Origin of the sequence: Nocardioides sp. J54, assembly GCF_000519005.1 — a bacterium.
Classification (GTDB): Bacteria; Actinomycetota; Actinomycetes; order Propionibacteriales; family Nocardioidaceae; genus Nocardioides.
This window is the reverse complement of record NZ_JAER01000032.1, coordinates 17,176-38,887: the sequence shown is the minus strand read 5'-3', so window position 1 is coordinate 38,887 and position 21,712 is coordinate 17,176. Positions and strand designations below refer to the sequence as shown.

Here is a 21,712-nt window from a genome sequence, read left to right as displayed (position 1 = left end):
GGGGTGGTGGTGGGGGTGGTGGTGGGGGTGGTGCTGGTGGTGGTCGCGGTAGCGGTCACGGGCGCGCCTTCGCGATCCGGCCGCGGCACTCGCCGAAGCCGATCCGGGTGCCGTCGACGCCGGGGGCGGTGGCCCGCAGGACGACCTCGTCGCCGTCCTCGAGGAAGCCGCCGCCGCGCTCGATGAACGAGCCGACCTGGTCCGGCTGGGGGCCGGAGATCGTGCCGGAGGCGAACAGGTCGCCGGTGCGGGTCGGGGCGCCGTTGACGGTCAGGTGCGCCAGCATCTGCGCGGGCGACCAGTACATCGAGGAGTACGGCGGCCGGCTGACGACCTCGCCGTTCCACTCGACCTCGAGCTCGATGTCCAGCCCCCAGGGACGGTCCATCGCGAGGTACGGCAGCACCGGCGGGTCCTGCACCGGGGTGTCGACGCGGGCGGCCTCGAGCGCGGCCATCGGCACCACCCACGGGGAGATGGTGGACGCGAAGGACTTGCCCAGGTGCGGGCCGAGCGGGACGTACTCCCACGCCTGGATGTCGCGTGCGGACCAGTCGTTGAAGAGCACCACGCCGAAGAGGTGCTCCTCGGCGTCGGCGGCGGCGATCGGCGTACCCATCTCGTTGCCGACCCCGACCACGAAGCCGAGCTCGGCCTCGATGTCGAGGCGCGTGGACGGGCCGAAGGCCGGCACCTCGGCGCCGGCCGGCATCCGCTGCCCGCAGGGGCGGACGACCTCGGTGCCGGAGACGACGACCGACGCCGCGCGGCCGGTGTAGCTGACCGGGAGGTGCTTCCAGTTCGGCAGCAGCGGGTTCGGGTTGTCCGGGCGGAACAGCCGACCGAGGTTCGACGCGTGGTGCTCGGAGGCGTAGAAGTCGACGTAGTCGGCGACCGTGAACGGCAGGTGCAGCACGACGTCCGCGACCGGGTGCACGCCGTCGGCCGGCAGGCCACCGGACAGCGCCTCGGTGATCGCGCCGCGCACCTCGTCCCAGCGCCGGCGGCCCTGGGCGAGGAAGGCGTCGAGCGTCGGCTGCTCGAGCACGGGGTCGCCGAGCAGCCGGCCCAGGTCGATGACGTAGTCGCCGAGGCGGGTGCAGGCGCGCGGCTGCGAGCCGTCGACGGAGTAGATCCCGTAGGGCAGGTTGGCCGGGCCGAACAGGTCGGGACCGGTGCCGGTGGCGCTGGCAGGGGCAGGGCTGCTCATCGGACCACCTCCGGGAGCAGGCCGAGGTCGGTCAGCTCGTCGACCGGCTCGGTGATCGAGCAGGTGCCGATGGAGCCGAGGAGCGTGGGCCGGGGCCGGTCCGGCAGCTTGTGGGGGTCGCGCTCGGCGAGGACGGCGGCCACCGCGTCGGCACCGGCGCCCTGGGCAGCGGCGTCGGTGGCGGCGAGCAGGTTGAGGAAGCCGTGCTGCTCGAACCCCGTCTCCGGGTCGGTGTTGCGCACCGCGTGGTGCAGCCCGGCGGTCGCCTTGAACGGCACGCCGCCGCGCACCAGCATCACGACCGCGTCCGCCAGCTCGGTCTCGTCGGGGTACATCTCGGCCCGCACCCCGCCGGTGCGCAGCTTGGCGTGGTGCGCCGTGCCGGCCAGCGCCGCGACCAGCGCCGGGCGGCGCTCGTCACGAGGGAGCTCGACGTAGGTCGTCGGGAGAGTTTCGCCGGTCGACCGGCGAAACTCCTCCTTGACCGACGAAGTTTCGTCGGTCAGGTGTGAGCTTCGTCGGTCAGGTCCGCCCAGGGCGGCGTCCAGCGCGGGGATGACGTCCCCGGCGGCCACCCCCTCCGGTACGGCCACCTCGAGCGCGGCCAGCCGGACGGCGCGGATGCCGCGCGCCCGCTCCACGGCAGCGGCCACGACCGCGGGGGAGGGGACGGTGACGCTGACCGCGATGCTGCCGGCGGGCAGGTCGGCGGTCGTCTCGGCCAGGGCCGGGAGGTCGGCGAGCGCGACGACCAGCGGGCCGAGCAGGTCGGCGTACGGCGCGACGCCGTGGGCGAGGTGGGCGCGGACCGCGTCGGGCAGGGGCAGGTTGCCCGGCGGGAAGATCGCGGCGTCGTCGAGCAGCAGCGGGAAGGTCACGACGCACCCCCACCGTTGCTGGTGTCTGTGCTGGCGTCTGTGCTCGTGTCGTTGCGCACCCACGACGTCACGTAGACGCCGTCGTCGCAGGCGAGGCCGCCCTCGCCGAGCTCCAGCGGGCGGAAGGTGTCGACCATGACGGCGAGCTCGTCGAAGAACTCCACGCCGATCGACCGCTCGTAGGCGCCCGGCTGCGGGCCGTGCGCGTGCCCGCCCGGGTGGAGGCTGATCGAGCCCGGCCCGATGCCGGAGCCCTTGCGCGCCTCGTAGTCGCCGCCGACGTAGAACATCACCTCGTCGGAGTCGACGTTCGAGTGGTAGTAGGGCACCGGGATCGACAGCGGGTGGTAGTCCACCTTGCGCGGCACGAAGTTGCAGATCACGAAGTTGTGGCCCTCGAAGACCTGGTGCACCGGCGGCGGCTGGTGCACGCGGCCGGTGATCGGCTCGAAGTCGGCGATGTTGAAGACGTACGGGTAGAGGCAGCCGTCCCAGCCGACGACGTCGAACGGGTGCTGGGGCACGACGTGCACCGTGCCGGCCAGCCCGTTCGCGCCGGGGCCTCGGTGCTTGATGAAGACCTCCACCGGCCCCGCGGTGCCGGCGTCGGCCAGCAGCGGCGCGGACGGCGTGCGCAGGTCGCGCTCGCAGTACGGCGCGTGCTCGAGCAGCTGCCCGAACCGCGACAGGTAGCGCTTCGGCGGGGTGATGTGGCTGTTCGCCTCGATCGCGTAGACGCGCAGCGGGTCCCGGCCCGTCGGCACCCAGCGGTGCGTCGTGGCGCGCGGCAGGATGACGTAGTCGCCCTGGCCGACCTCGAGGGCGCCGAAGACCGTCTCGACCAGCGCGGTGCCGGACTCGACGTACACGCACTCGTCGCCGATGCCGTTGCGGTAGAGCGGGGAGGGCGCCCCGCACACGGCGTAGGAGATCCGCACGTCACCGTTGCCGAGCACCAGCCGGCGCCCCGTCACGGCGTCCACCGACGTCCAGTCGTCACCGGGGAAGAGGTCGTGCAGCGCCAGGTGGCGCGGCACCAGCGGGTGGTTGGGGGTGGTCGCCTGGTCGGGCAGGTCCCACTCCCGCGCCTCCACGACCGCCGACGGCAGGTGGCGGTGGTAGAGCAGCGAGGAGTCGGAGGAGAAGCCCTCCTCGCCCATCAGCTCCTCGAAGTAGAGGGTGCCGTCCTCCGCCCGGTGCTGGGTGTGCCGCTTCGGCGGTACGTCGCCGATCCGCTGGTAGTGCGCCATGTCGCGTCCTCGACTCGAAGTTGTCGCGGCTCAGAAGTTGCCGCGGCGCGCCTGCTCGCGCTCGATGGCCTCGAAGAGCGCCTTGAAGTTGCCCTTGCCGAAGCCCAGCGAGCCGTGCCGCTCGATGAACTCGAAGAAGACGGTCGGACGGTCGCCGATCGGCTTGGTGAAGATCTGCAGCAGGTAGCCGTCCTCGTCGCGGTCGACGAGGATGCCGCGCTTCTGCAGCTCCTCGACGGGCACCCGCACCTCGCCGATGCGCGCCCGCAGCTCGGGGTCCTCGTAGTAGGAGTCCGGCGTGGCGAGGAACTCGATGCCCTCGGCGCGCAGGCGGTCGACGGTCTCCAGGATGTCGTTGGTCGCCAGTGCGAGGTGCTGCGCACCGGGGCCGTCGTAGAACTCGAGGTACTCGTCGATCTGCGACTTCTTCTTCGCGATCGCCGGCTCGTTGAGCGGGAACTTCACGCGGTGGTTGCCGTTGGCGACGACCTTCGACATCAGCGCCGAGTAGTCGGTCGCGATGTCGTCGCCGATGAACTCGGCCATGTTCGTGAAGCCCATGACCTTGCGGTAGAACTCGACCCAGTCGTCCATCTTGCCGAGCTCGACGTTGCCGACGATGTGGTCGAGGGCCTGGAACAGCCGCTTCGGCGCGCCGTCCCGCTTGACGAAGGTGGAGGTACGGGCGACGTAGCCGGGCAGGTACGGGCCGTCGTACCGGCTGCGGTCGACGAGGCTGTGCCGGGTGTCGCCGTACGTCGCGATCGCCGCGACGCGCACGGTGCCGTGCTCGTCGGAGACGTCGTGCGGCTCCTCGAGGACGGTCGCGCCGACCGATCGGGCGTGCTCGATGCACTTGTCGACGTCGGGGACCTCGAGCGCGATGTCGATGATGCCGTCGCCGTGCTTGCGGTGGTGGTCGAGCAGGGTGCTGCGCGGGTCGACGCCGCCCTTGAGCACGAACCGGACGGCGCCCGACTTGAGCACGTAGGCCATGTGGTCGCGGTTGCCGGTCTCGGGGCCGGAGTAGGCCACCAACTCCATGCCGAAGGCGGACATGAAGAAGTGCGCCGACTGGGTGGCGTTGCCGACCGCCCACACCGCGGCGTCCCAGCCGGTCACCGGGAACGGGTCCGCGTGGTCGTCGTACTCGACGAGGCCGACGAGCTGCTTGAGCGTGTCGAGGTCGAGCTCGGCGAGCCGCTCCTCGTTGGTCAGGGTCTCCTGGAGGGACATGTGAGCAGCACAACAGTCCCGCCCGGGGCTCACAACCTGCGCACCACGAGGTCGTCAGGTTGGCCAGTTCTGCCTAGGTCGAGGGTGCTTCGACTGGTCAATCTGGCTAGCATCACAGGATGCCGGAACCGCTCACCCTCGACCAGGTCGACATCGCCCTGCTGACCGCGCTGACCGAGCACCCCCGTGCCGGTGACCTCGAGCTCTCGCGCGTCACCCGGGTGGCCCGGGCGACCGTGCAGAGCCGGTTGCGGCGGATGGGCGAGGCGGGCGTGATCGCCGACTGGGACCCGACCATCGACGTCGCGGCCGCGGGCTACGAGGTGCAGGCGTTCGTCACCCTCGAGATCTCGCAGGGCGCGCTCGACGAGGTGGCGCGCGACCTGGCCGCCATCCCGCAGGTGCTGGAGGCCTACGTGACGACAGGGTCCTCGGACGTGCTGTGCCGGGTGGCGACGCGCTCGCACCCGGAGCTGCAGGCGACCCTCGTGCGCATCGACCAGTCGTCGTCGGTGGTCCGCTCCACCAGCGTGATGGTGCTGTCGGTGCTCATCGCGCCACGGGTGCTCCCGCTGCTCGCCAGCGCCGACCCGGCGCCGAGCCGGCGGGCACCGGCCTACCGGGACTGACCCGCCTCGCCGCCCTCGCCACCCTCGCGGTCAGCACCGTCGTCGTCACCGATGTCGTCGGTGTCGTCGGGGTCATCGATCACCTCGGCGTCGAGCAGGTGCTCGATCATGCCGAGCGCCTGGCCGGGCGTGAGCGTCTCCGCGTCCGGACCGCCAGCACCGTCGCAGGCCTCGCCAGCCTCGGTGGGATCGGCAGCATCGTCGGCGGCGTCGTCCCCCTCTGCCTTCCCGGCAGCGGCGAGCTCCTCGGCCACGGCCTCGCGGTCCAGCCGGGCGACCTCGCGGGCCACCTCGCGCCACCACGCGGTGCGCGCCGCCTCGACGTCACCCTCCCGGGCGTCGTACTCCTCCGACGCCGGCACGGTGCGGTAGAGCTCGCCCAGCGTGCTGCGCCCGCCCGGCCGGTCGTCCGGCGAGAGTGCCCCGTCGTCCCCCATGGCCCGAGCCTAGGGGGTGCGACGTGGTCGGCACCGGACGTGGTCAGGACTGGAAGAGCAGCGCGACCTTGTAGTCGGTGTTCATGTAGTTCACCAGCGACTGCAGCTTCTTCTCGTTGACCTTCGCGTTCGTGGTCCCGATCGTCACGCCGACGACGTTGCCGTAGACGCTGTGGTTCCACTTGCCCTGGACGAAGTCGTCGTGGATCGAGCCGTCGGGCAGGTCGAAGTCCTTGTCCTTGACCTTCGCCTCGGCAGCCTTCGCGTGCCGCTCGGTGTCGAAGACCAGGAAGATGTGCGTGACGCGGGCCTTGCCGTTGAGGGCGGAGTAGCTCCACTGCACGGCGTACTCGCAGCGCTGCTGGGTGAAGACCGAGCCGGTCTCGACGGGGGCGCAGCTGGCGTGGTCCCACGACTGGCGCAGCTTCGCCTTGTGCGTGACGTCGCCGTACTTGAAGTCCCAGTCGCCCTCGAAGTCCGAGGACTTCACGTCGAGGTGCACGTCGTCGCCGGTGTCGTCGCTCGGGGAGTACGGCGTCGACGGGACCGTCGAGGAGGGGCCGTCGGTCGGCGCCTCGGTCGTCGTGTCGGTGGTCGTGTCGGTGGTGGCGTCAGTCGGGGACGTGGCGTCCGTGGGGGACCCGTCGGTCGTCGCCGACGAGCCGCCGCTGGCCTTCTCGTCGCCGTCGTCGCGGTTGGCCACGATCACGGCGGTCGTCACGATGCCGCCGACGAGCAGCACGACGAGGGCGACGATGCCGATGATCAGGCCCGTGTGCCGGCGCGGGCCGCCACCGCCACCACCGCCGTACCCGGGCTGGCCGGGCGGGCCCCACCCGGGCGGCGGGCCCGGCGGCGGGCCCTGGGGCGGTCCCTGGGGTGGCTGGCCCCAGCCGGGCTGCCCCTGCGGGCCGCCCTGCGGCGGCGGTCCCCAGCCAGGAGGCGGGCCCTGTGGCGGGCCCTGTGGCGGGCCCTGTGGCGGGCCCTGCGGCGGGCCCTGCGGGGGTCCGGAGGGCGGCCCCCAGCCCGGCTGTCCGGAGGAGGGCGGGGGCGGCTGGTTCATCGGTGCTCCTGTCGTGCGGGTGCCACGGGCGCTTCCTACCCCACGACGCCGCTGCCCAACCCGGGGTCAGCGAGCGGCGAGCACCACCCTCGCCGAGGAGCCCGCGCTGCTCGACCTCGTCACCCAGCGCTACCTGACGCGAGGGGCCCCCCACGAGTCGGTGCTCCGCTCGACCTACCAGTCGCGGGCGACGTACTTCCGCCGGCTGCGCCGGGCCCGTGAGCTCCTCCTGGCGGCCACCTGAGAGGATCCGGGCCGCCGCTTCCTTGATCGATCCAAAGGGTTCGGGGCCGTTCACGGGTGTGATCTCGCTGGTTGGCGCGGATGTGCGTCGGCGGCGAAGCGGTGTCATGGTGACTGTCACGCGGACGACGGTGTCCACGGATCACAGTGATTCGAACCCCGGATTTTTCCGGGTGGCCGGTGGGGTAGCGTGCCCGCACGGCTGACTTGGACCGAAAGGCTGGCGAAACACATGGTTGATGTGGAGCGGACGCTCGACGAGGCGGGACTCACCAACCCCCACGTCCGTGAGTACGTCGCACACTGGGCCAACATCACGGGAGCAGAGCGCGTCGAGGTCGTGTCCGCGGCCGACGACGCGCGCCTGATCCAGGAGGCACTGGACGCAGGCGAGCTCCTCCCCGCCGGCGAGGGCCGTTACTACTCGCGCTCCTACTACAAGGACACCGCGCGCGCCGAGGAGCGCACCATCGTTGCCACCAGCAACGAGGCCGACAAGGGCGTCTACAACAACTGGAAGCCCTCCGCCGAGATGAAGCCGAAGCTCATCGAGCTGATGACCGGCGCCTCGGCGGGCAAGACGATGTACGTCATCCCCTACCTCATGTCGCCCAAGGGCTCCCCGGTGGAGAACTTCGCCGCCGGCGTCGAGCTCACCGACAACCGCAACGTCGTGCTCCAGATGATCCGCATGGCGCGGGTCGGCGTGGAGTTCATCAACGACCTCGGCGACTCCTTCGTCAAGGCCGTGCACGTCACCGGCGACCTGGAGAACCTCGGCCAGGGCACTCCCGACGACAAGCGCTACTTCGTGACCGTCGCCGACGAGCGCACGATCCTGCACTTCGGCTCGTCGTACGGCGGCAACGCGCTGCTCGGCAAGATCGCCCACGGCCTGCGCCAGGGTGCCTACGACGGCTGGAAGAACGGCTTCCTCGTGGAGCAGTTCATGCTGCTCGGCATCACCGACAAGCAGACCGGCAAGAAGTGGAACATCTGCGGCGGCTTCCCGTCGGCGTCCGGCAAGACGAACCTCGCCATGACGCTCGCGCCCGACGCCCTCGGTGACCGCTACTACGTCGAGTTCTACGGCGACGACATCGCGTGGATCTGGGTCGGCGAGGACGGCAAGCTCTACGGGATGAACCCGGAGAACGGCGTCTTCGGTGTCGCCAAGGACACCAACGAGAAGACCAACCCGACCGCGATCGACTCGATCGTCCCGGGCACCGGCGCGATCTTCACCAACGTCGCCTACAACACCAAGACCCAGGAGGTCTGGTGGGAGGGTCGCGGCGAGAAGCCGACCGACCTCGACGGCTGGGAGGACTGGAAGGGCGAGGTCATCGCCGACCGCGCGCCGGAGCACGCCGACGACCCGTGGGCGCACCCGAACAGCCGGTTCACCACCACCCTCGCGAACGTCCCGAACGTCGCCAAGGACTTCGAGGACCCGAAGGGCGTCGAGATCCACGGCATCATCTTCGGTGGCCGCACCCGTGACCGCGAGCCCCTGATCCGCGCGATCAAGGACATCGCCGAGGGCGTCTACGACGGCCTCACCCTGGGCGCCGAGGCGACCGCGGCCGCCGACGGCCTCGAGGGCGTGCTCCGCTACGACCCGATGTCGATGCGCCCGTTCATGTCCTACTCCGAGGCGGACTACGCCGCGCACTGGCTCGAGGTCCTCGGCCGCGCGACGACCAAGCCGATCTTCGCGCACGTCAACTGGTTCCAGCGCGGCGAGGACGGCCGCTTCCTGTGGCCGGGCTACCGCGAGAACCTGCGCCCGCTCGTGTGGCTGATGCAGTACCTCGAGGGCGAGGTCGAGGGCGTGCAGACCGCCGTCGGCGTCCTGCCGAAGCGCGAGGAGCTGCTCCTCGACGGCCTCGACGAGCAGGCCCTCGCCGACCTCGACACGGTGCTGAGCATCGACGTCGAGCGCTGGCAGCAGGAGATGGGCCACCGCGAGAAGCACCTCGCGCAGTTCGACGGCCTGCCCGAGGAGATCTGGGAGGCGCACCGCCGCGTCGCCCAGTCCCTCGACAACGCCTGACCCGTCCGGCGTCGTACCTGACGCAGCGCCCCGGCTCGACGAGCCGGGGCGCTGCGCATTTCCTCCCCTAGGCTGCGCGCATGCGCGCCGTCGTCTGCCACCAGTCCCGGCTCACCGTCGAGGACGTCCCGGACCTGCGGCCGGCGCAGGGCCAGCTCCTGCTCGACGTCGAGCGGGCCGGGATCTGCGGGTCGGACCTGCACGCGCGCACCAGCTGCGACGAGACCGCGGACGACGCCGCGGCCCTGGGCTACGAGGACTTCATGCGCTCGACCGACCGGGTCGTGATGGGCCACGAGTTTGTCGGCACCGTCGCCGAGCACGGGCCCGGCACGCGGCGCTCGGCCTTCCCCGCGGGCGCTCGCGTCGTCGCCCTGCCGGTGCTGCGCACCCCGGACGGCGTGCACCTCACCGGCCTGAGCGCGAAGGCGCCGGGCGGGTACGCCGAGCAGGTGCTCGTCGACGCCGCCATGACCATGCGGGTGCCCGACGGCCTCGAGGCCGACGCGGCCGCGCTGACCGAGCCGATGGCGGTGGCGCTGCACGCCGTGCGCCGTGGCCAGGTCGGCGCCCGCGACACCGCGGTCGTCGTCGGCTGCGGACCGATCGGGCTGGCGGTCATCGCGATGCTCAAGGCCACCGGCGTGCGCCACGTCATCGCCAGCGACTTCTCGCCCGCCCGCCGCGAGCTCGCCGCGCAGATGGGCGCCGACGTCGTGGTCGACCCCGCGACCGAGTCGCCGTGGTCCTCCTTCGCCGACTCGCGGCGCTACCTGACCGAGGCGATCGCGCTGGCCGAGGTCGGCCTCGACGCGATGGACAAGCTGCGCGCCGTACCCCTGCTGCCGTGGGCGCACGTCCTGCGCGCCGCCGACAAGGTCGGTGCGACGCCGCGCGGTCCGGTCGTCTTCGAGTGCGTCGGCCTGCCCGGCATGATCGAGCACGTCGTCGCGCACGCGCCGCTGCTCACCCGCGTCGTCGTGGTCGGGGTGTGCATGGGCCAGGACTCCTTCCGCCCGTCGATGGCGATCAACAAGGAGGTCGACCTGCGCTTCGTGTTCGCCTACGACCCCAGCGAGTTCCACCAGTCCCTGCAGTGGATCGCCTCCGGCAAGGTCGACGTCCGCCCGCTCGTCACCGGCACCGTCGGCCTCGACGGCGTCGCCAACGCCTTCGACGACCTCGCCGACCCCGAGCGGCACGCGAAGATCCTCGTGGACCCCACCCGTTGAGACGTCACCTCTGGCCTGTTGAGTGGTCAGTTCTGGCCTGTTGAGTGGTCAGTTCTGGCCTGTTGAGTGGTCAGGTCTGGCCTGTCGAGTGGTCACTTCTGGCCCGTCGAGTGGTCACGCCGTACGTCGATGGATCGGTTGGGCAGGAAATGACGTCTCGACGCGCCACAACTGACGCTTCGACCGGCCACAAGTGACGCCTCGACCGGCCGCAAGTGACGCTTCGACCCGCCACGAGTGACATCTCGACCGGGGAGTCGGGTCAGGTGGAGCCGAGCCAGATGGCGGCGAGCAGGGCGGCGCAGGTGGCCAGGACGATGCCGATGACCCACCACTGCCGGGTGCGGCGGGCGCGGAGCAGGCCGGTCACCAGGAGCACGAGCAGGCCGACGCCGCCCGCGGTGGCGCTGGTGGCCTTGAGTCCGGTGGACGCGGACTCCGACAGCGCGCCGGCCACGACGGCCACGCAGGCGGCCAGGGCCGCGAGCCGCGCCGCGAGGTAGCGCGCGACGTCCTCGGCGATCCACCCGGCGAGCTGGCCGCCGGTGGTGTCGTCGGGGACCTGGTCCGGCGAGAGTCGGTCCGGGTCCGTCGCGCCGGCCACGTCAGCCCCGTCCGATCGCGCGACCGGCGGCGCGGCCGGAGAAGATGCAGCCGCCGAGGAAGGTCCCCTCGAGGGCGTTGTAGCCGTGCACACCGCCACCGCCGAAGCCCGCGACCTCGCCCGCGGCGTACAGGCCGGGGAGGACCGAGCCGTCGGGGCGGACGACCTGGCTGTCGAGGTTGGTCTTGATGCCGCCGAGCGTCTTGCGGCTCAGGATGTTGAGCCGTACGGCGATGAGCGGGCCGTGTGCGGGGTCGAGGATCCGGTGCGGCTTGGCGACGCGCATGATCTTGCCGGTGCGGTCACGTCGTGCGTTGTGGATCGCCATCACCTGGGCGTCCTTGCAGAACGGGTTGTCGACCTGGCGGTCGCGGTCCTCGACCTGCCGGCGCAGGTGCTCGACGTCGAGGACCCGCCCGCCGCGGGCGATGCGGTTCATGCCGGCCACGAGGTCGTCCAGGTTGTCCGCCACGACGAAGTCGTCGCCGTGCTCCTTGAACGCCTCGACCGGGCTGGTGGCGCCCTTGGCGAGCCGCTCCTTGAGCATCAGCCGGACGTCCTTGCCGGTCCAGTCGGGGTTCTGCTCCGAGCCGGAGAGGGCGAACTCCTTCTCGATGATCGACTGGGTCAGCACGAACCACGAGTAGTCGGCGCCGGTGGCCAGGACCTGCTTCATGGAGCCGATCGAGTCGGCGCCCGGGACGCCGGACATGCCGGTGAGCCGGTTGCCGTCGGCGTCGAACCACATCGACGACGGGCCGGGCAGGATCCGGATCGCGTGGTTCGGCCACACCGGGTCCCAGTTGTGGATGCCCTCGACGTAGGCCCACATCCGGTCGCGGTTGACCAGGTTGGCGCCGGCGGACTCGCTGATCGCGAGCATCCGGCCGTCCACGTGGGCGGGCACGCCGGCGATCATGTGCTCCGGCACCGGCCCGACCCGCTCCGTGGGCCAGTTCGCGCGCATCAGCTCGAAGTTGTGGCCGATGCCGCCGGAGGAGACCAGCACCGCGGGCGCCCGCACCTCGAACTCGTCGACGACCTCCCGGCTGGAGGCCTCGCCGCGCGGCTGGCCGTCGTTGGGCTCGAGCACCGAGCCGCGCACGCCGACGCAGCGGCCGTCCTCGATGAGCAGCTCGTCGACACGGTGGCGGAACGCGAAGCGCACCAGGCCGCGCTCCTCGGCCTGCTCGACCGGCTCGAGGAAGACCCGCACGACCTCGGGGCCGGTGCCCCAGGTCAGGTGGAAGCGCGGGACGGAGTTGCCGTGGCCGCTGGCCGAGCCGTCGCCGCGCTCGGCCCAGCCGACGAACGTGAGCGACTTCAGGCCGAGTGCGCGCAGGTAGTCGCGCTTCTCGCCGGCCGCGAAGTCGACGTACGCCCGGGCCCAGCGGCTGCCCCAGTGGTCCTCGCCGCGGTCCGGCCCGTCGCCCTCGCCGATCCGGTCGAAGGCGGCCGAGCCCTGCCAGTCCTGCCAGGCGAGCTCGCGGGAGTCCTTGATGCCCATCCGGCGCTGCTCGGGGGAGTCGACGAGGAAGAGCCCGCCGAGCGACCACCAGGCCTGGCCGCCGAGGTTCTCCCGGTTCTCCTGGTCGAGCACCAGGACCTTCTTGCCGGCGCGGGTGGCCTCGAAGGTCGCGACGAGCCCGGCGAGGCCGGCGCCGACGACGATGGCGTCGGGGGTGAAGTCGTTCTCGGTCACGCGGCGAGCCTGCCACACGGGTGCCACCCGGAAACGGCGATCGGGGCCGCGGAGTGGGTCCGGACACACTTCCTTGCCACTGGCAAGGAACCGGTTCTAGTTTCCTAGGGTGACCAAGGGGACGGCCGGCGGGGACACCGGCACGAAGGCCGCGGGCTGGGCCCGCTTCGTCGTACGACGGGCGGCGTGGGTGGTGCTCGCCTGGCTCGCCTTCACCGCGGTGGTGAACGTCGCGGTGCCGCAGCTGGAGGAGGTCGCCGGGCGCGACTCCTCGCCGATGGTGCCCGGGGACGCGCCGTCGATGGTGGCCGTGAAGGCGATGGACGAGGCGTTCGGCAACGGCGGCAGCGAGAGCTTCGTGGTCGTGGCGATGGAGCGGGCCAGCGGCCTGACGAGGGCCGACCGGCTCTTCGCCGAGTCGCTGGTCGACGACCTCGGGGCGCTCGAGGACGACGTCGTGTTCGTCCAGGACATCCGCCAGCCCGGGCTGCGCAAGGCGCTGACCAGCGCGGACGGGCAGGCCCGCTACGTGCTCGTCGGCATCACCGGCGCCACCGGCGCGCCGTCGTCGCTGCGCCAGGTGTCGGCGGTGCGCGACGTCGTGCGGGACAAGGCCCCCGACGGCCTCGTCGTCGAGGTCACCGGACCGACCGCGACCGTCGTCGACCTCACGGTCGAGACGGAGGAGAGCGTCCTGCGGATCACGATCGTCACGATCGGGCTGATCGGGCTGATCCTCTTCGTCATCTACCGCGCGCTCGCCGTGCCGGTCATCGTGCTCGGCGTCGTGGGGCTGGGCCTGGCTGCCGGCCGTGCGGTCGTGGCGTGGTGCGGCATGGAGGACTTCTTCGCGGTCTCGACCTTCAGCGGGTCCTTCCTGACCGCGGTCATCCTCGGCGCCGGCACCGACTACGCCGTCTTCCTCGTCGCCCGCTACCACGAGCAGCGCCGCCTCGGCGTCGACCCGGTGCGGGCCGCGGGCATCGCCGCCAGCCGGGTCGGCGGCGTCATCGCCGGCTCCGCCGTCACGGTGGTGCTCGCGACGCTGTGCATGGTCGTCGCCGACCTCGGGTTCTTCAACACGACCGGCCCGGCGATCGCGGTGAGCATCGCGGTCAACCTGGTCCTCAGCCTCACCCTCACCCCGGCGCTGCTCGCGCTCGCCGGCAGGCGCGGCTGGGCCGAGCCGCGGGAGTCGAAGGCGGGCGAGGTCTGGCAGCGGGTCGCCAACGTCGTCGCGGCGCACCCGGTGCGGATGCTGGCCGCGTCCGCGGTCCCGCTCACCCTGCTGGCCGCCCTCTTCCCGCTCCTCGACCTGTCGTACGACATCCGCGACCCGCTGCCGGAGGAGGCCGAGAGCAACCGCGGCTTCGCCCTGCTGGCCCGGCACTTCCCGGTCAACGAGGTGCTGCCCGACTACGTCCTCGTGCAGGCCGACCACGACCTGCGCAACACCAGGGACCTCGCCCTCATCGAGCGGGCGGCCGCCGCCGTGGAGCAGCACGAGGGCGTGGCGCTCGTCCGCACCGTCACCCGCCCCACCGGCGAGCCGATCACCCAGGCGTCGGTGGCCTACCAGTCCGGCGAGGTCGGCGACCGGCTCGGCGACGCGAAGGCCAGGGTGGCCGAGGGAGCCGGCGGCGCGCGGCAGCTGGCCGACGGCGCCACCCGGCTCGACGACGGCGCCAGCCAGCTCGCCGAGGGCGCCGGCCAGGCCGTCACCGGGGCCGACCGGATCGCCACCGCCAGCGCCCGCCTCTCCGCCGGCATGGAGCAGCTGCTCGACGGCGCCGACGCCGCCGTGTCCGGCACCGGTGACCTGCGCACCGGCGCCGCCGCGCTCGCCACGGGCCTGAGCACCGCCGCGGACCAGGTGGAGGTCGCCGTCGAGGGCCTCGCCCTGGTGCACGAGGCGCTGTCCCGCAAGAGCCTCACCTGCGGCCTCGACCCCGCGTGCCGCCAGGCGCGCGACGGCATCAAGCAGATCTGGGAGGCCGAGCGCGACCAGCTGCTGCCCGGCCTGCGCGAGGCCGCGAAGGGCGCGCGCACGCTCGCGAGGGGCACCGGCGACCTGCGCGGCGGCCTGCGCCAGCTGCGCGGCGGCCTGGCCCAGGCGCGGACCGGCACCGAGCAGCTTGCAGCCGGGCAGCGGACCTTCGCCGACCGGCTCGAGGAGCTCGCCGGCGGCGCCGACGAGCTCGCCTCCGGCGCCGACCGCCTGCGCGGCGGGACCGAGCAGGTCGCGGCCACGCTGCCCGAGCTGGAGGAAGGGCTCGCGGCGGCCGCCCGCCACCTCAAGAAGACCCGCCGCGCCGCCGACGGCCCGGGCGCCGGCGGCTTCTACCTCCCGCCGACGGCTCTCGAGAACCAGTCCTTCGCCGCTGCCAGTCGGCTCTTCGTCTCCGAGGACGGCCGCACCGCGCGGATCGCCGTCCTCGGCAGCACCGACGCCTTCGGGCCCGAGGCCTCCCGGCGTGCGGCCGACGTGCGCGACCTCATCGAGACGTCCTTCAACGGAACCCGCCTCGACGACGCCACCGTGTCGGTCACCGGCATGGCGGCCACGAACAACGACCTCCGCGCGTACTCCACGTCCGACCTCGAGGTGATCGCGCTCTGCTCGCTGGTCGCGGTCTTCCTCGTCCTGCTCCTGCTGCTGCGCAGCCTGGTCGCGGCGTTCGCGCTGATGGCCACCGTCGTGCTGTCGTACGGCGCGGCGATGGGCCTGTCCCTGCTGGTCTGGCAGTACGGACTCGACGTCCAGCTCGACTGGACCGTCGCAGCCATCGCGTTCGTGATCCTCGTGGCGGTCGGTGCGGACTACAACCTGCTGCTGACGAAGCGGATCCACGAGGAGGCGCCGGACGGCTCGGCCACCGGCATCGCCCGGGCGACCGCCGCCACCGGCGGGGTGATCACGACCGCGGGCGTGATCTTCGCGGTCAGCATGCTGGCCCTGCTCGCGGGACGGGTGACCACCATCGGCCAGGTCGGCTTCACCATCGCGGTGGGCCTGTTGCTGGACACCTTCATCGTGCGCTCGTTGCTCGTGCCGGCCATCGCCACACTGCTGGGCCGTCGGCTGTGGTGGCCGCAGCGTGTGGAGCCGGCCGCCGGCGGGGCAGACTCCGGGGCATGAGGAACAGGTCATGAGGGACGCGTCGTGAGGCGGGGGGACCTGCGCCAGCGCCTGCTGCGGGCCGCCGAGCAGGAGATCGCCTCCAGCGGCCCGGCCCGGGCCAGCCTGCGCGGCATCGCTCGCCGGGTCGGGGTCTCCCACCAGGCCACGGCGCACCACTTCGACGATCGCGCGGGGCTCTTCACCGCGCTCGCCGTCGAGGGCTTCGAGCTGCTCGTGGAGCACACGGCCGCCGCGGTCGCGGGCGCGGAGGTCGGCTCGGGTGCGCAGGTCGCGGCAGCGGGCGCGGCCTACGTGGAGTTCGCGCTGCGCCGACCCACGATGTTCGACGTCATGTTCCGCCCCGAGCTGCTGCACGCCGACGACCCGGCGCTGGTCGACGTGCGCGGCCGCCACCGCGAGCTGATCGTCGGCGTGGTCGCCGCGGCGCAGGCCGCCGGTTGGGGGACCGCCGTGCCGACCGAGGAGCTCGCCACCATCGGCTGGGCAACCGTGCACGGCCTGGCCGTCCTCCAGCGCGACGCGCAGCTGGCCGACGTGCTCCCGGAGGCGGACACCGCCCGGCTGCTCGCCCTGGTCGCGCGGGCGCTGGACGCGCTGGCCTGAGCGGCTCAGCGACCGATCGAGCGTGCCTGGCTGACCGCCCTCACCGCAGGAAAACCGCTGCGCCGCGCGGTGACCCGCACCGAGATCCGGCGACCGCGGTCGGCCTTCGTCGTCGTGTAGGTGCTCCGGGTCGCCCCGCGGACGACCTTGCCGTTGCGCAGCCACTGGTAGGCGTAGGTGTGGCCCGGCGCCTGCCACGTCCCCCTCCGGGCGGTGAGCCTGCGGCCGACGCGGGCGGTGCCGGTGAAGGACGGGCGGGTCAGGTTGAGGGCGGCGACGTTGACGAATCCGCTCGTGACCGGAAGGGCGCTCGGTTTGCCGTCCAGCGTGGCAGTCACGCGAACGGACACACGGCGACCAGCGTCGGCCTTGCCCAAGCGGTACGTCGGAACGTTCGTCACGGCGATCGGCGTGCCGTCATGCAGCCAGGTCCAGGTGCGGGTCGCGCTTGTCGGTGCAGGAGCCGCTCCACTGGCCGTGAGCGTCTGACCCGGCCGGCCCCTTAGAGGCAGGCTGACGGTTGCGAGAGCGATCCGCACGGTGATCCGCTTCGTCGCCTCGGCCGGGAGTGCCCCGGGGGCTTGTTCGTCGTGACCTACGCGAACACCGACAAGGTGGATCCCGGGCTCGGTCCAGTCCAGGGTGACGTACTCAGCGGAGGGCGGCGCGTCGTCGTAGTCCCCGTCGCCGTCGAGCTCCCACTGGTAGGTCCGGGTGCTCCAGAAGGGGAAGTTCGAGACCGTGGCGCCGATGGAGACCTGGTCACCGACGGCGACCGAGATGTCAGGGCCGAGGCTCACCTTGAACTGCTCGATGACGTGGATCGTCCACGTGTCGACGAACTGTTGCCCACCCACGACTGCCTGCACGGACACGTCGTAGGCGCCCACCCCGACGGTTGCCCGCAGCGCGGGGTTCCAGAGTGCGGCGTCGCCGGACGCATCATCGAACTGTCCGTCGTCGTCGAGGTCCCACGCGAACGCAACGGGTGTGCCGTCGGGCGGTGACTCGTCGAGACCTGCGACGAGGAGCTGTGCGACGGCATCGATCGGGACGAACTCAGGCGGGTCGATGATGCGCACCGCTGACGGGGCCGCCGTCGCCGGTCCCACCAGCACGCCCGCCACCAGTGCCAGTGCGGCCACCACCGCGCCCGTCACGCGTCGCATCAGCAGCTCCCGTCCTCCGGCACGGCCAGCCGGGTCGTCGTGCTCCGGCCCCGCAGGATCGTCTCACCGTCCTCCACCCAGCGGCCGGCCTCGGCGGCGTCGGTGCGGCGGGCAGCCTCGACGGTGTCCCACGCGGCGAGGACGCAGCCGGGGACGTCCTTGGCGAGGTCGGTGAGGCGGGCCGCGGAGTTCACCGCGTCACCGATGACGGTGTACTCGAAGCGCTGCTCGTGCCCGACGTTGCCGGCGACGACCTGGCCGGTCGCGACGCCGATCCCGGCGCCCACCTCCGGCACCTCCTCGCGGAGCCGGCGGGCGATGGCGCGGGCGGCCGCCAGCGCAGCCGCGGCGTGGTCCTCGTGCTCGACGGGCGCGCCGAAGATCGCGAGCACCGCGTCGCCGATGAACTTGTTGACCAGGCCGTGGTGGCGGTCGACCTCGTCGACGACGACCGCGAAGAACCGGTTGAGCACGGCGACGACCTCGGTCGGCCCGTGCTGCGTGGCGTACGTCGTCGAGCCGACCAGGTCGACGAAGAGCACCGAGCACTCGCGGGTCTCACCGCCCAGCTCGATCTCGCCGGCGCCGAGGGCGGCGGCCGCAGCCGCGACCTCCTCGCCGACGTGGCGCCCGAAGAGGTCACGGATCTGCTCGCGCTCGCGCAGCCCTGCGACCATCGCGTTGAAGCCGCTCTGCAGCTGCCCGAGCTCGGTGCCGTCGTACACGACGACGTCGGTGTCGAGGCGGCCGTTCTCCACGGCGCGCAGGGCGTCGCGCACCGACAGGATCGGCGCGACCACGGAACGGGCGTTGAGGTCGGTGAGCAGGAACCCGAAGACCAGCACGATGACGCACACGATGATCGTCACGACCGCCAGCTGCTCCAGGGTGGCGTCGTTGCCGGCCGGCGTGATCGCGAGGATCGCGGCGATCATCAGCCCCACGACCGGGGCACCGGTGCCGAGGGTCCAGAAGATCGCCATCCGCGGGCCGACCCCCACCCCGCGGACCCGGCCGGTGACCCGCACGTCGGTCAGCGCCCGCGCCGCGATCGGGCGCAGCGAGAACTCCGTCAGCAGGTAGGAGACCCCGGCGACGACGACGGCTCCGATGCCGACGGTCAGCGCGGTGCCGAGCGCCCGGGACGGCTGCAGGACGATCGTCAGCACCGTGAACAGGGCCGTGCCGACGCCCCACATCAGCAGCTGCGCGCCGGTCAGCACCAGCGGCACCCGCAGGGCGCGAGCGCGCTGGGTGCGGTCGGGGTCGACCTCCGGCTGGGTCGCCCAGCGCAGCGCGCGCAACGCGGCGGTCGTGCCCCAGACGGTGCCGACCGCGGCGGCGAGCATGACGTAGGTCGGGATCGCGATCGCCAGCGCGACGACCATGTCCCGGTTGGGGGCCGGCGAGGGGATCGCCCAGGTGTTGATGACGAAGACGACCAGGGCGCCGATGAGGTTGGTGCTGACCAGCAGCACGGTCAGCAGCAGCTGGATCCGGACGCGCAGGTGCCGCGGCGGCTGGTCGCGCGGACCGAGCAGCCGCGAGCCGAAGGGGCTGCGGCGCGGTCCGGTGCTGGCTCGCCGGGGCATGGGCCGAGCGTAGGGGGTGCCGGACGATCCCGTGGTCGTGCTGTGGCGGTTGACGAGACCTGATTGGATCGACCCATGACGGGCTCCCCGACCGTGGCATTCTCCGCTGCCGAGATCACGGAGGCCTACGCGGCCTTCCACGAGAAGGTCGCCGGTTTCACCGCGACGGGTGACTGGGCCGGGTACGCCGACCTCTTCACGCCCGACGCGGTGTACGTCGAGCACGCGATGGGAACGTTCCACGGGCGTGAGGAGATCCGCGAGTGGGCGGTGCGCACCATGACGTCGTACCCCGGCCGGCTGATGACCGGCTTCCCGATCAGCTGGCAGGTGGTCGACGAGCAGCAGTCCCGCCTGGTCTGCGAGGTGCTCAACCCGATGCCGGACCCCGGTGACGGCACGGTGCTCACCGAGCCGAACATCACGATCATGACGTACGCCGGCGACGGGCTCTTCTCGCGCGAGGAGGACGTCTACAACCCGCTCCGCTTCCACGCCCAGGCGAGAACGTGGGCGCGGATCGCGCAGGCGCACGGCAACGCCGACGAGGACGTCCTCGCGTGGCTGGACAAGTGGGACGGTGGCCGGTGACCGGCGCAGCGAAGCGGGTCGCCCTCGAGGTCCTCGGCTGGGTGCTGCTCCTGGCCGGTGTCGCCGCGCTGGTGCTGCCGGGCCCCGGCCTGCTGCTGATGGCGGCCGGCCTCGCGATCCTGTCGCAGCAGTACACCTGGGCCGAGCGCCTGCTCGAGCCGGTGCTGCTCCGGGCGCTGCGGGCCGCGGCGGAGGGCGTCGAGACCTGGCCGCGGATCCTGATGTCGACCGCCGGCGCGCTCGCCCTCGGCGGCTTCGGCGCGCTGTGGCTGGTCGGCCCGGACGCCCCGTCGTGGTGGCCGGTCGCGGACAAGTGGTGGCTGGTCGGCGGACCCTGGACCGGTGTCACCCTGGTGCTGTCGTCGCTGATCGCCCTCGGCCTGCTCGTCTACTCCTACCGCCGCTTCCACGGCAAGCCCGAGGCGCGGGCCGCCCTCGAGAGCCAGATCGAGGAGGCCGACGAGGACGCGCACGAGCAGCGCGACCGGCTGCGCAAGCGTGAGCCGCACGAGCGGGAGGACTCGTGACCTTCGAGCCGCCCCCGTCCGACGACGGACGCACGATGACCGAGCGGATGCTCGCCGGTGACTGGTACGTCGCCGACGACCCCGCGATCGTCGAGGCCCAGCGCCGTGCGGCCGCCCTCGTGTCGGCCTACAACGGGCCGGAGGCGCTCGACGGCACCCGACGGCGCGAGCTGCTCGTGGAGCTGCTCGGGTCGGTGGGCGAGGACACCGAGATCCGTCCGCCGCTGCACGTCGACTACGGCTCCCAGCTGCACGTCGGGGCTCGGTCCTTCGTGAACTTCGGCCTGATCGCCCTCGACGTCGTCGACATCGTCATCGGTGACGACGTGCAGATCGGCCCGAACGTGCAGCTGCTGACGCCGGTGCACCCGCTCGAGGCCGGTCCGCGCCGCGACAAGTGGGAGGCGGCGCGGCCGATCACGATCGGCGACAACGTGTGGCTCGGCGGGGGCGTCATCGTCTGCCCAGGCGTCACCATCGGCGCCGACACCGTGGTGGGTGCCGGCTCGGTCGTCACGAAGGACCTCCCCGCCGGCGTGCTCGCCCTGGGCAACCCGGCGCGGGTCCTGCGGGAGCTGGACCGGTCGTGAGCGGCACCTCCCTGCTCGACGCCCTCGCCCTCCGCCGGCGCACCGGCAGCCGGCCGGGGCAGCGCGACGACGACTTCCGGATCGCGCTGGCGATCGAGGGCGGCGGCAACCGCGCCGCCTACTCCGCCGGAATGGCCCTCGCGCTCGACGAGGCCGGTCTCACCGACGCCTTCGACGACGTCTACGGGACGTCCGCCGGCGCCCTCAACGGCGCGTGGCTGCTGACCGGCCACGCCCGGCGCTGGATCCGCAGCTGGGCCTGGCCCGAGGTCGCTGCCGCCGGCGTCACCGACCCGCGCCGGGTGCTGCGCGGCGGCCCCCTTATCGACCTCGGCCGCCTGGTCCACCACGTCTACGAGTCGATCACCCCGATGGACTTCGAGGCCGTGCTCGCGAACCCGGTCCGGTTCCACCCGATGGCGACCGACGCCCGCACGGGGGAGGCGACCGACCTGTCGCCGTACGTCGAGGACCGGCTCAGCCTCCAGACCGCGCTGCGTGCCAGCTCCTGCCTCCCGCTGCTCGCGGGCCGGCCGGTCCGCCTCGCCGGTCGCACGTACGTCGACGGCGGGCTCTCCGAGGGCGTGCCCTACCGGACCGCGCTGGCCGACGGTGCGACCCACGTGCTGGTGCTGCGCACCCGCCGCACCGACCAGCACGCCGCGCCACCGTCGCGGCTGGAGCGGGCCCTGCTGGCGCCGTACTTCCTGCTGCACGGGCGGCACGCCGGTCGCGCGCACGTCGAGCGGCACCAGTCCTACGCCGCGGACGACCTCCACCTCGCCGAGGCGTCGGTCGCGCCCGTCGCGACGCTGGTCGAGGTGCGCCCGCCGCTCGGCTCCCCGGACATCAGCCGGCTGAGCAGCAAGCTGGACGAGATCGCCGACGCCATCGAGCGCGGTCGGGTCACGATGAGCGGCGTGCTGCAGCGGCGCGAGTCGCCCGCCTGACCCGATCG

At 72.5% G+C, this 21,712-nt stretch carries 20 protein-coding genes; 10 read left to right on the top strand and 10 right to left on the bottom strand.

Translation table 11 applies throughout. From position 1 onward, the window contains the following. Nucleotides 1–55 precede the first annotated feature (55 nt). From fahA to hppD, 4 genes are read right to left on the bottom strand one after another with little or no spacing between them, the layout of a single operon-like run. Nucleotides 56–1,210 (bottom strand): fumarylacetoacetase, encoded by a 1,155-nt coding sequence (gene fahA, locus NOCJ54_RS0117530; protein WP_028656534.1) that lies wholly within the window; start codon nt 1,208–1,210, stop codon nt 56–58. Next, complete coding sequence (locus tag NOCJ54_RS0117525; protein ID WP_028656533.1) at nt 1,207–2,088, bottom strand: hypothetical protein; 882 nt, start codon at nt 2,086–2,088, stop codon at nt 1,207–1,209. The genes fahA and NOCJ54_RS0117525 overlap by 4 nt, the downstream gene beginning before the upstream one ends. Beyond that, nucleotides 2,085–3,338 carry a homogentisate 1,2-dioxygenase gene (locus NOCJ54_RS26615; protein WP_051486002.1) on the bottom strand — a complete coding sequence of 418 codons (1,254 nt, stop codon included), beginning with the start codon at nt 3,336–3,338 and terminating at the stop codon, nt 2,085–2,087. The genes NOCJ54_RS0117525 and NOCJ54_RS26615 overlap by 4 nt, the downstream gene beginning before the upstream one ends. A 30-nt stretch (nt 3,339–3,368) precedes the next feature. Further along, on the bottom strand, nt 3,369–4,574 hold the full coding sequence (gene hppD, locus NOCJ54_RS0117515; protein ID WP_028656532.1) for a 4-hydroxyphenylpyruvate dioxygenase: 1,206 nt from the start codon (nt 4,572–4,574) through the stop codon (nt 3,369–3,371). 119 nt (nt 4,575–4,693) lie between these two features. Here hppD and NOCJ54_RS0117510 point away from each other — a divergent pair, with 119 nt between their 5' ends. Continuing rightward, a complete protein-coding gene (locus tag NOCJ54_RS0117510; RefSeq protein WP_028656531.1) occupies nt 4,694–5,203 on the top strand; it encodes an Lrp/AsnC family transcriptional regulator in 510 nt (169 codons plus the stop codon). Here the strand turns inward: NOCJ54_RS0117510 and NOCJ54_RS0117505 are convergent. Together NOCJ54_RS0117505 and NOCJ54_RS0117500 are read right to left on the bottom strand one after the other, a co-directional pair. Then, nucleotides 5,191–5,640, bottom strand: a complete 450-nt coding sequence (locus NOCJ54_RS0117505) for a hypothetical protein (protein ID WP_028656530.1) — start codon at nt 5,638–5,640, stop codon at nt 5,191–5,193. The genes NOCJ54_RS0117510 and NOCJ54_RS0117505 overlap by 13 nt on opposite strands. A 43-nt stretch (nt 5,641–5,683) precedes the next feature. Beyond that, nucleotides 5,684–6,382, bottom strand: coding sequence for a hypothetical protein (locus NOCJ54_RS0117500; RefSeq protein WP_028656529.1), 699 nt, complete (start codon nt 6,380–6,382; stop codon nt 5,684–5,686). Between the two features lie 340 nt (nt 6,383–6,722). On the opposite strand from NOCJ54_RS0117500, the gene NOCJ54_RS0117495 reads away from it, so the two are divergent. The 3 genes from NOCJ54_RS0117495 to NOCJ54_RS0117485 all read left to right on the top strand — a co-directional run bounded on the left by NOCJ54_RS0117495 (nt 6,723) and on the right by NOCJ54_RS0117485 (nt 10,234). Next, a complete protein-coding gene (locus tag NOCJ54_RS0117495) occupies nt 6,723–6,947 on the top strand; it encodes a hypothetical protein (protein ID WP_157514946.1) in 225 nt (74 codons plus the stop codon). Between the two features lie 231 nt (nt 6,948–7,178). After that, nucleotides 7,179–9,002 carry a phosphoenolpyruvate carboxykinase (GTP) gene (locus NOCJ54_RS0117490; RefSeq protein WP_028656527.1) on the top strand — a complete coding sequence of 608 codons (1,824 nt, stop codon included), beginning with the start codon at nt 7,179–7,181 and terminating at the stop codon, nt 9,000–9,002. Nucleotides 9,003–9,082: 80 nt separating this feature from the next. Then, entirely contained in the window at nt 9,083–10,234 is a 1,152-nt protein-coding gene (locus NOCJ54_RS0117485; RefSeq protein ID WP_028656526.1) for a zinc-binding dehydrogenase, read from the top strand. Between the two features lie 262 nt (nt 10,235–10,496). Here the strand turns inward: NOCJ54_RS0117485 and NOCJ54_RS0117480 are convergent, their stop codons facing one another. Both NOCJ54_RS0117480 and NOCJ54_RS0117475 read right to left on the bottom strand, forming a co-directional pair. Next, nucleotides 10,497–10,838 (bottom strand): hypothetical protein, encoded by a 342-nt coding sequence (locus tag NOCJ54_RS0117480; protein ID WP_028656525.1) that lies wholly within the window; start codon nt 10,836–10,838, stop codon nt 10,497–10,499. A gap of 1 nt (nt 10,839) precedes the next feature. After that, nucleotides 10,840–12,540 carry an FAD-binding dehydrogenase gene (locus tag NOCJ54_RS0117475; RefSeq protein WP_028656524.1) on the bottom strand — a complete coding sequence of 567 codons (1,701 nt, stop codon included), beginning with the start codon at nt 12,538–12,540 and terminating at the stop codon, nt 10,840–10,842. A 109-nt stretch (nt 12,541–12,649) separates the two neighbouring features. On the opposite strand from NOCJ54_RS0117475, the gene NOCJ54_RS26610 reads away from it, so the two are divergent. After that, nucleotides 12,650–15,679, top strand: coding sequence for an MMPL family transporter (locus NOCJ54_RS26610; RefSeq protein WP_051486001.1), 3,030 nt, complete (start codon nt 12,650–12,652; stop codon nt 15,677–15,679). 24 nt (nt 15,680–15,703) lie between these two features. Beyond that, the gene (locus NOCJ54_RS26605; RefSeq protein ID WP_051486000.1) at nt 15,704–16,285 is read left to right on the top strand and encodes a TetR/AcrR family transcriptional regulator; all 582 of its coding nucleotides are present in this window, start codon (nt 15,704–15,706) and stop codon (nt 16,283–16,285) included. Between the two features lie 5 nt (nt 16,286–16,290). Here NOCJ54_RS26605 and NOCJ54_RS0117460 read toward each other — a convergent pair whose 3' ends face one another. Then, the gene (locus tag NOCJ54_RS0117460) at nt 16,291–17,454 is read right to left on the bottom strand and encodes a hypothetical protein (RefSeq protein ID WP_028656523.1); all 1,164 of its coding nucleotides are present in this window, start codon (nt 17,452–17,454) and stop codon (nt 16,291–16,293) included. Further along, complete coding sequence (locus NOCJ54_RS0117455) at nt 17,454–19,046, bottom strand: adenylate/guanylate cyclase domain-containing protein (protein ID WP_028656522.1); 1,593 nt, start codon at nt 19,044–19,046, stop codon at nt 17,454–17,456. The genes NOCJ54_RS0117460 and NOCJ54_RS0117455 overlap by 1 nt, the downstream gene beginning before the upstream one ends. A 75-nt stretch (nt 19,047–19,121) precedes the next feature. On the opposite strand from NOCJ54_RS0117455, the gene NOCJ54_RS0117450 reads away from it, so the two are divergent. The 4 genes from NOCJ54_RS0117450 to NOCJ54_RS0117435 are packed head-to-tail and all read left to right on the top strand — an operon-like array spanning nt 19,122 to nt 21,704. Continuing rightward, nucleotides 19,122–19,637: a nuclear transport factor 2 family protein gene (locus tag NOCJ54_RS0117450; protein WP_028656521.1), complete on the top strand. Its 516-nt coding sequence runs from the start codon at nt 19,122–19,124 to the stop codon at nt 19,635–19,637. Continuing rightward, nucleotides 19,634–20,164: a PGPGW domain-containing protein gene (locus NOCJ54_RS26600; protein WP_036518475.1), complete on the top strand. Its 531-nt coding sequence runs from the start codon at nt 19,634–19,636 to the stop codon at nt 20,162–20,164. The genes NOCJ54_RS0117450 and NOCJ54_RS26600 overlap by 4 nt, the downstream gene beginning before the upstream one ends. Beyond that, nucleotides 20,161–20,754 (top strand): sugar O-acetyltransferase, encoded by a 594-nt coding sequence (locus NOCJ54_RS0117440; RefSeq protein ID WP_028656520.1) that lies wholly within the window; start codon nt 20,161–20,163, stop codon nt 20,752–20,754. Before NOCJ54_RS26600 ends, NOCJ54_RS0117440 begins: the two co-directional genes overlap by 4 nt. Then, nucleotides 20,751–21,704 carry a patatin-like phospholipase family protein gene (locus NOCJ54_RS0117435; protein WP_028656519.1) on the top strand — a complete coding sequence of 318 codons (954 nt, stop codon included), beginning with the start codon at nt 20,751–20,753 and terminating at the stop codon, nt 21,702–21,704. The genes NOCJ54_RS0117440 and NOCJ54_RS0117435 overlap by 4 nt, the downstream gene beginning before the upstream one ends. The last annotated feature ends 8 nt before the right edge of the window (nt 21,705–21,712 follow it).

Bases quoted from the DNA above. Each gene is read 5' to 3' on its own strand.
- fahA (WP_028656534.1), bottom strand. From the start codon at position 1,210: ATGAGCAGCCCTGCCCCTGCCAGCGCCACCGGCACCGGTCCCGACCTG.
- NOCJ54_RS26615 (WP_051486002.1), bottom strand. From the start codon at position 3,338: ATGGCGCACTACCAGCGGATCGGCGACGTACCGCCGAAGCGGCACACC.
- hppD (WP_028656532.1), bottom strand. From the start codon at position 4,574: ATGTCCCTCCAGGAGACCCTGACCAACGAGGAGCGGCTCGCCGAGCTC.
- NOCJ54_RS0117510 (WP_028656531.1), top strand. From the start codon at position 4,694: ATGCCGGAACCGCTCACCCTCGACCAGGTCGACATCGCCCTGCTGACC.
- NOCJ54_RS0117505 (WP_028656530.1), bottom strand. From the start codon at position 5,640: ATGGGGGACGACGGGGCACTCTCGCCGGACGACCGGCCGGGCGGGCGC.
- NOCJ54_RS0117490 (WP_028656527.1), top strand. From the start codon at position 7,179: ATGGTTGATGTGGAGCGGACGCTCGACGAGGCGGGACTCACCAACCCC.
- NOCJ54_RS0117485 (WP_028656526.1), top strand. From the start codon at position 9,083: ATGCGCGCCGTCGTCTGCCACCAGTCCCGGCTCACCGTCGAGGACGTC.
- NOCJ54_RS0117460 (WP_028656523.1), bottom strand. From the start codon at position 17,454: ATGCGACGCGTGACGGGCGCGGTGGTGGCCGCACTGGCACTGGTGGCG.
- NOCJ54_RS0117455 (WP_028656522.1), bottom strand. From the start codon at position 19,046: ATGCCCCGGCGAGCCAGCACCGGACCGCGCCGCAGCCCCTTCGGCTCG.
- NOCJ54_RS0117450 (WP_028656521.1), top strand. From the start codon at position 19,122: ATGACGGGCTCCCCGACCGTGGCATTCTCCGCTGCCGAGATCACGGAG.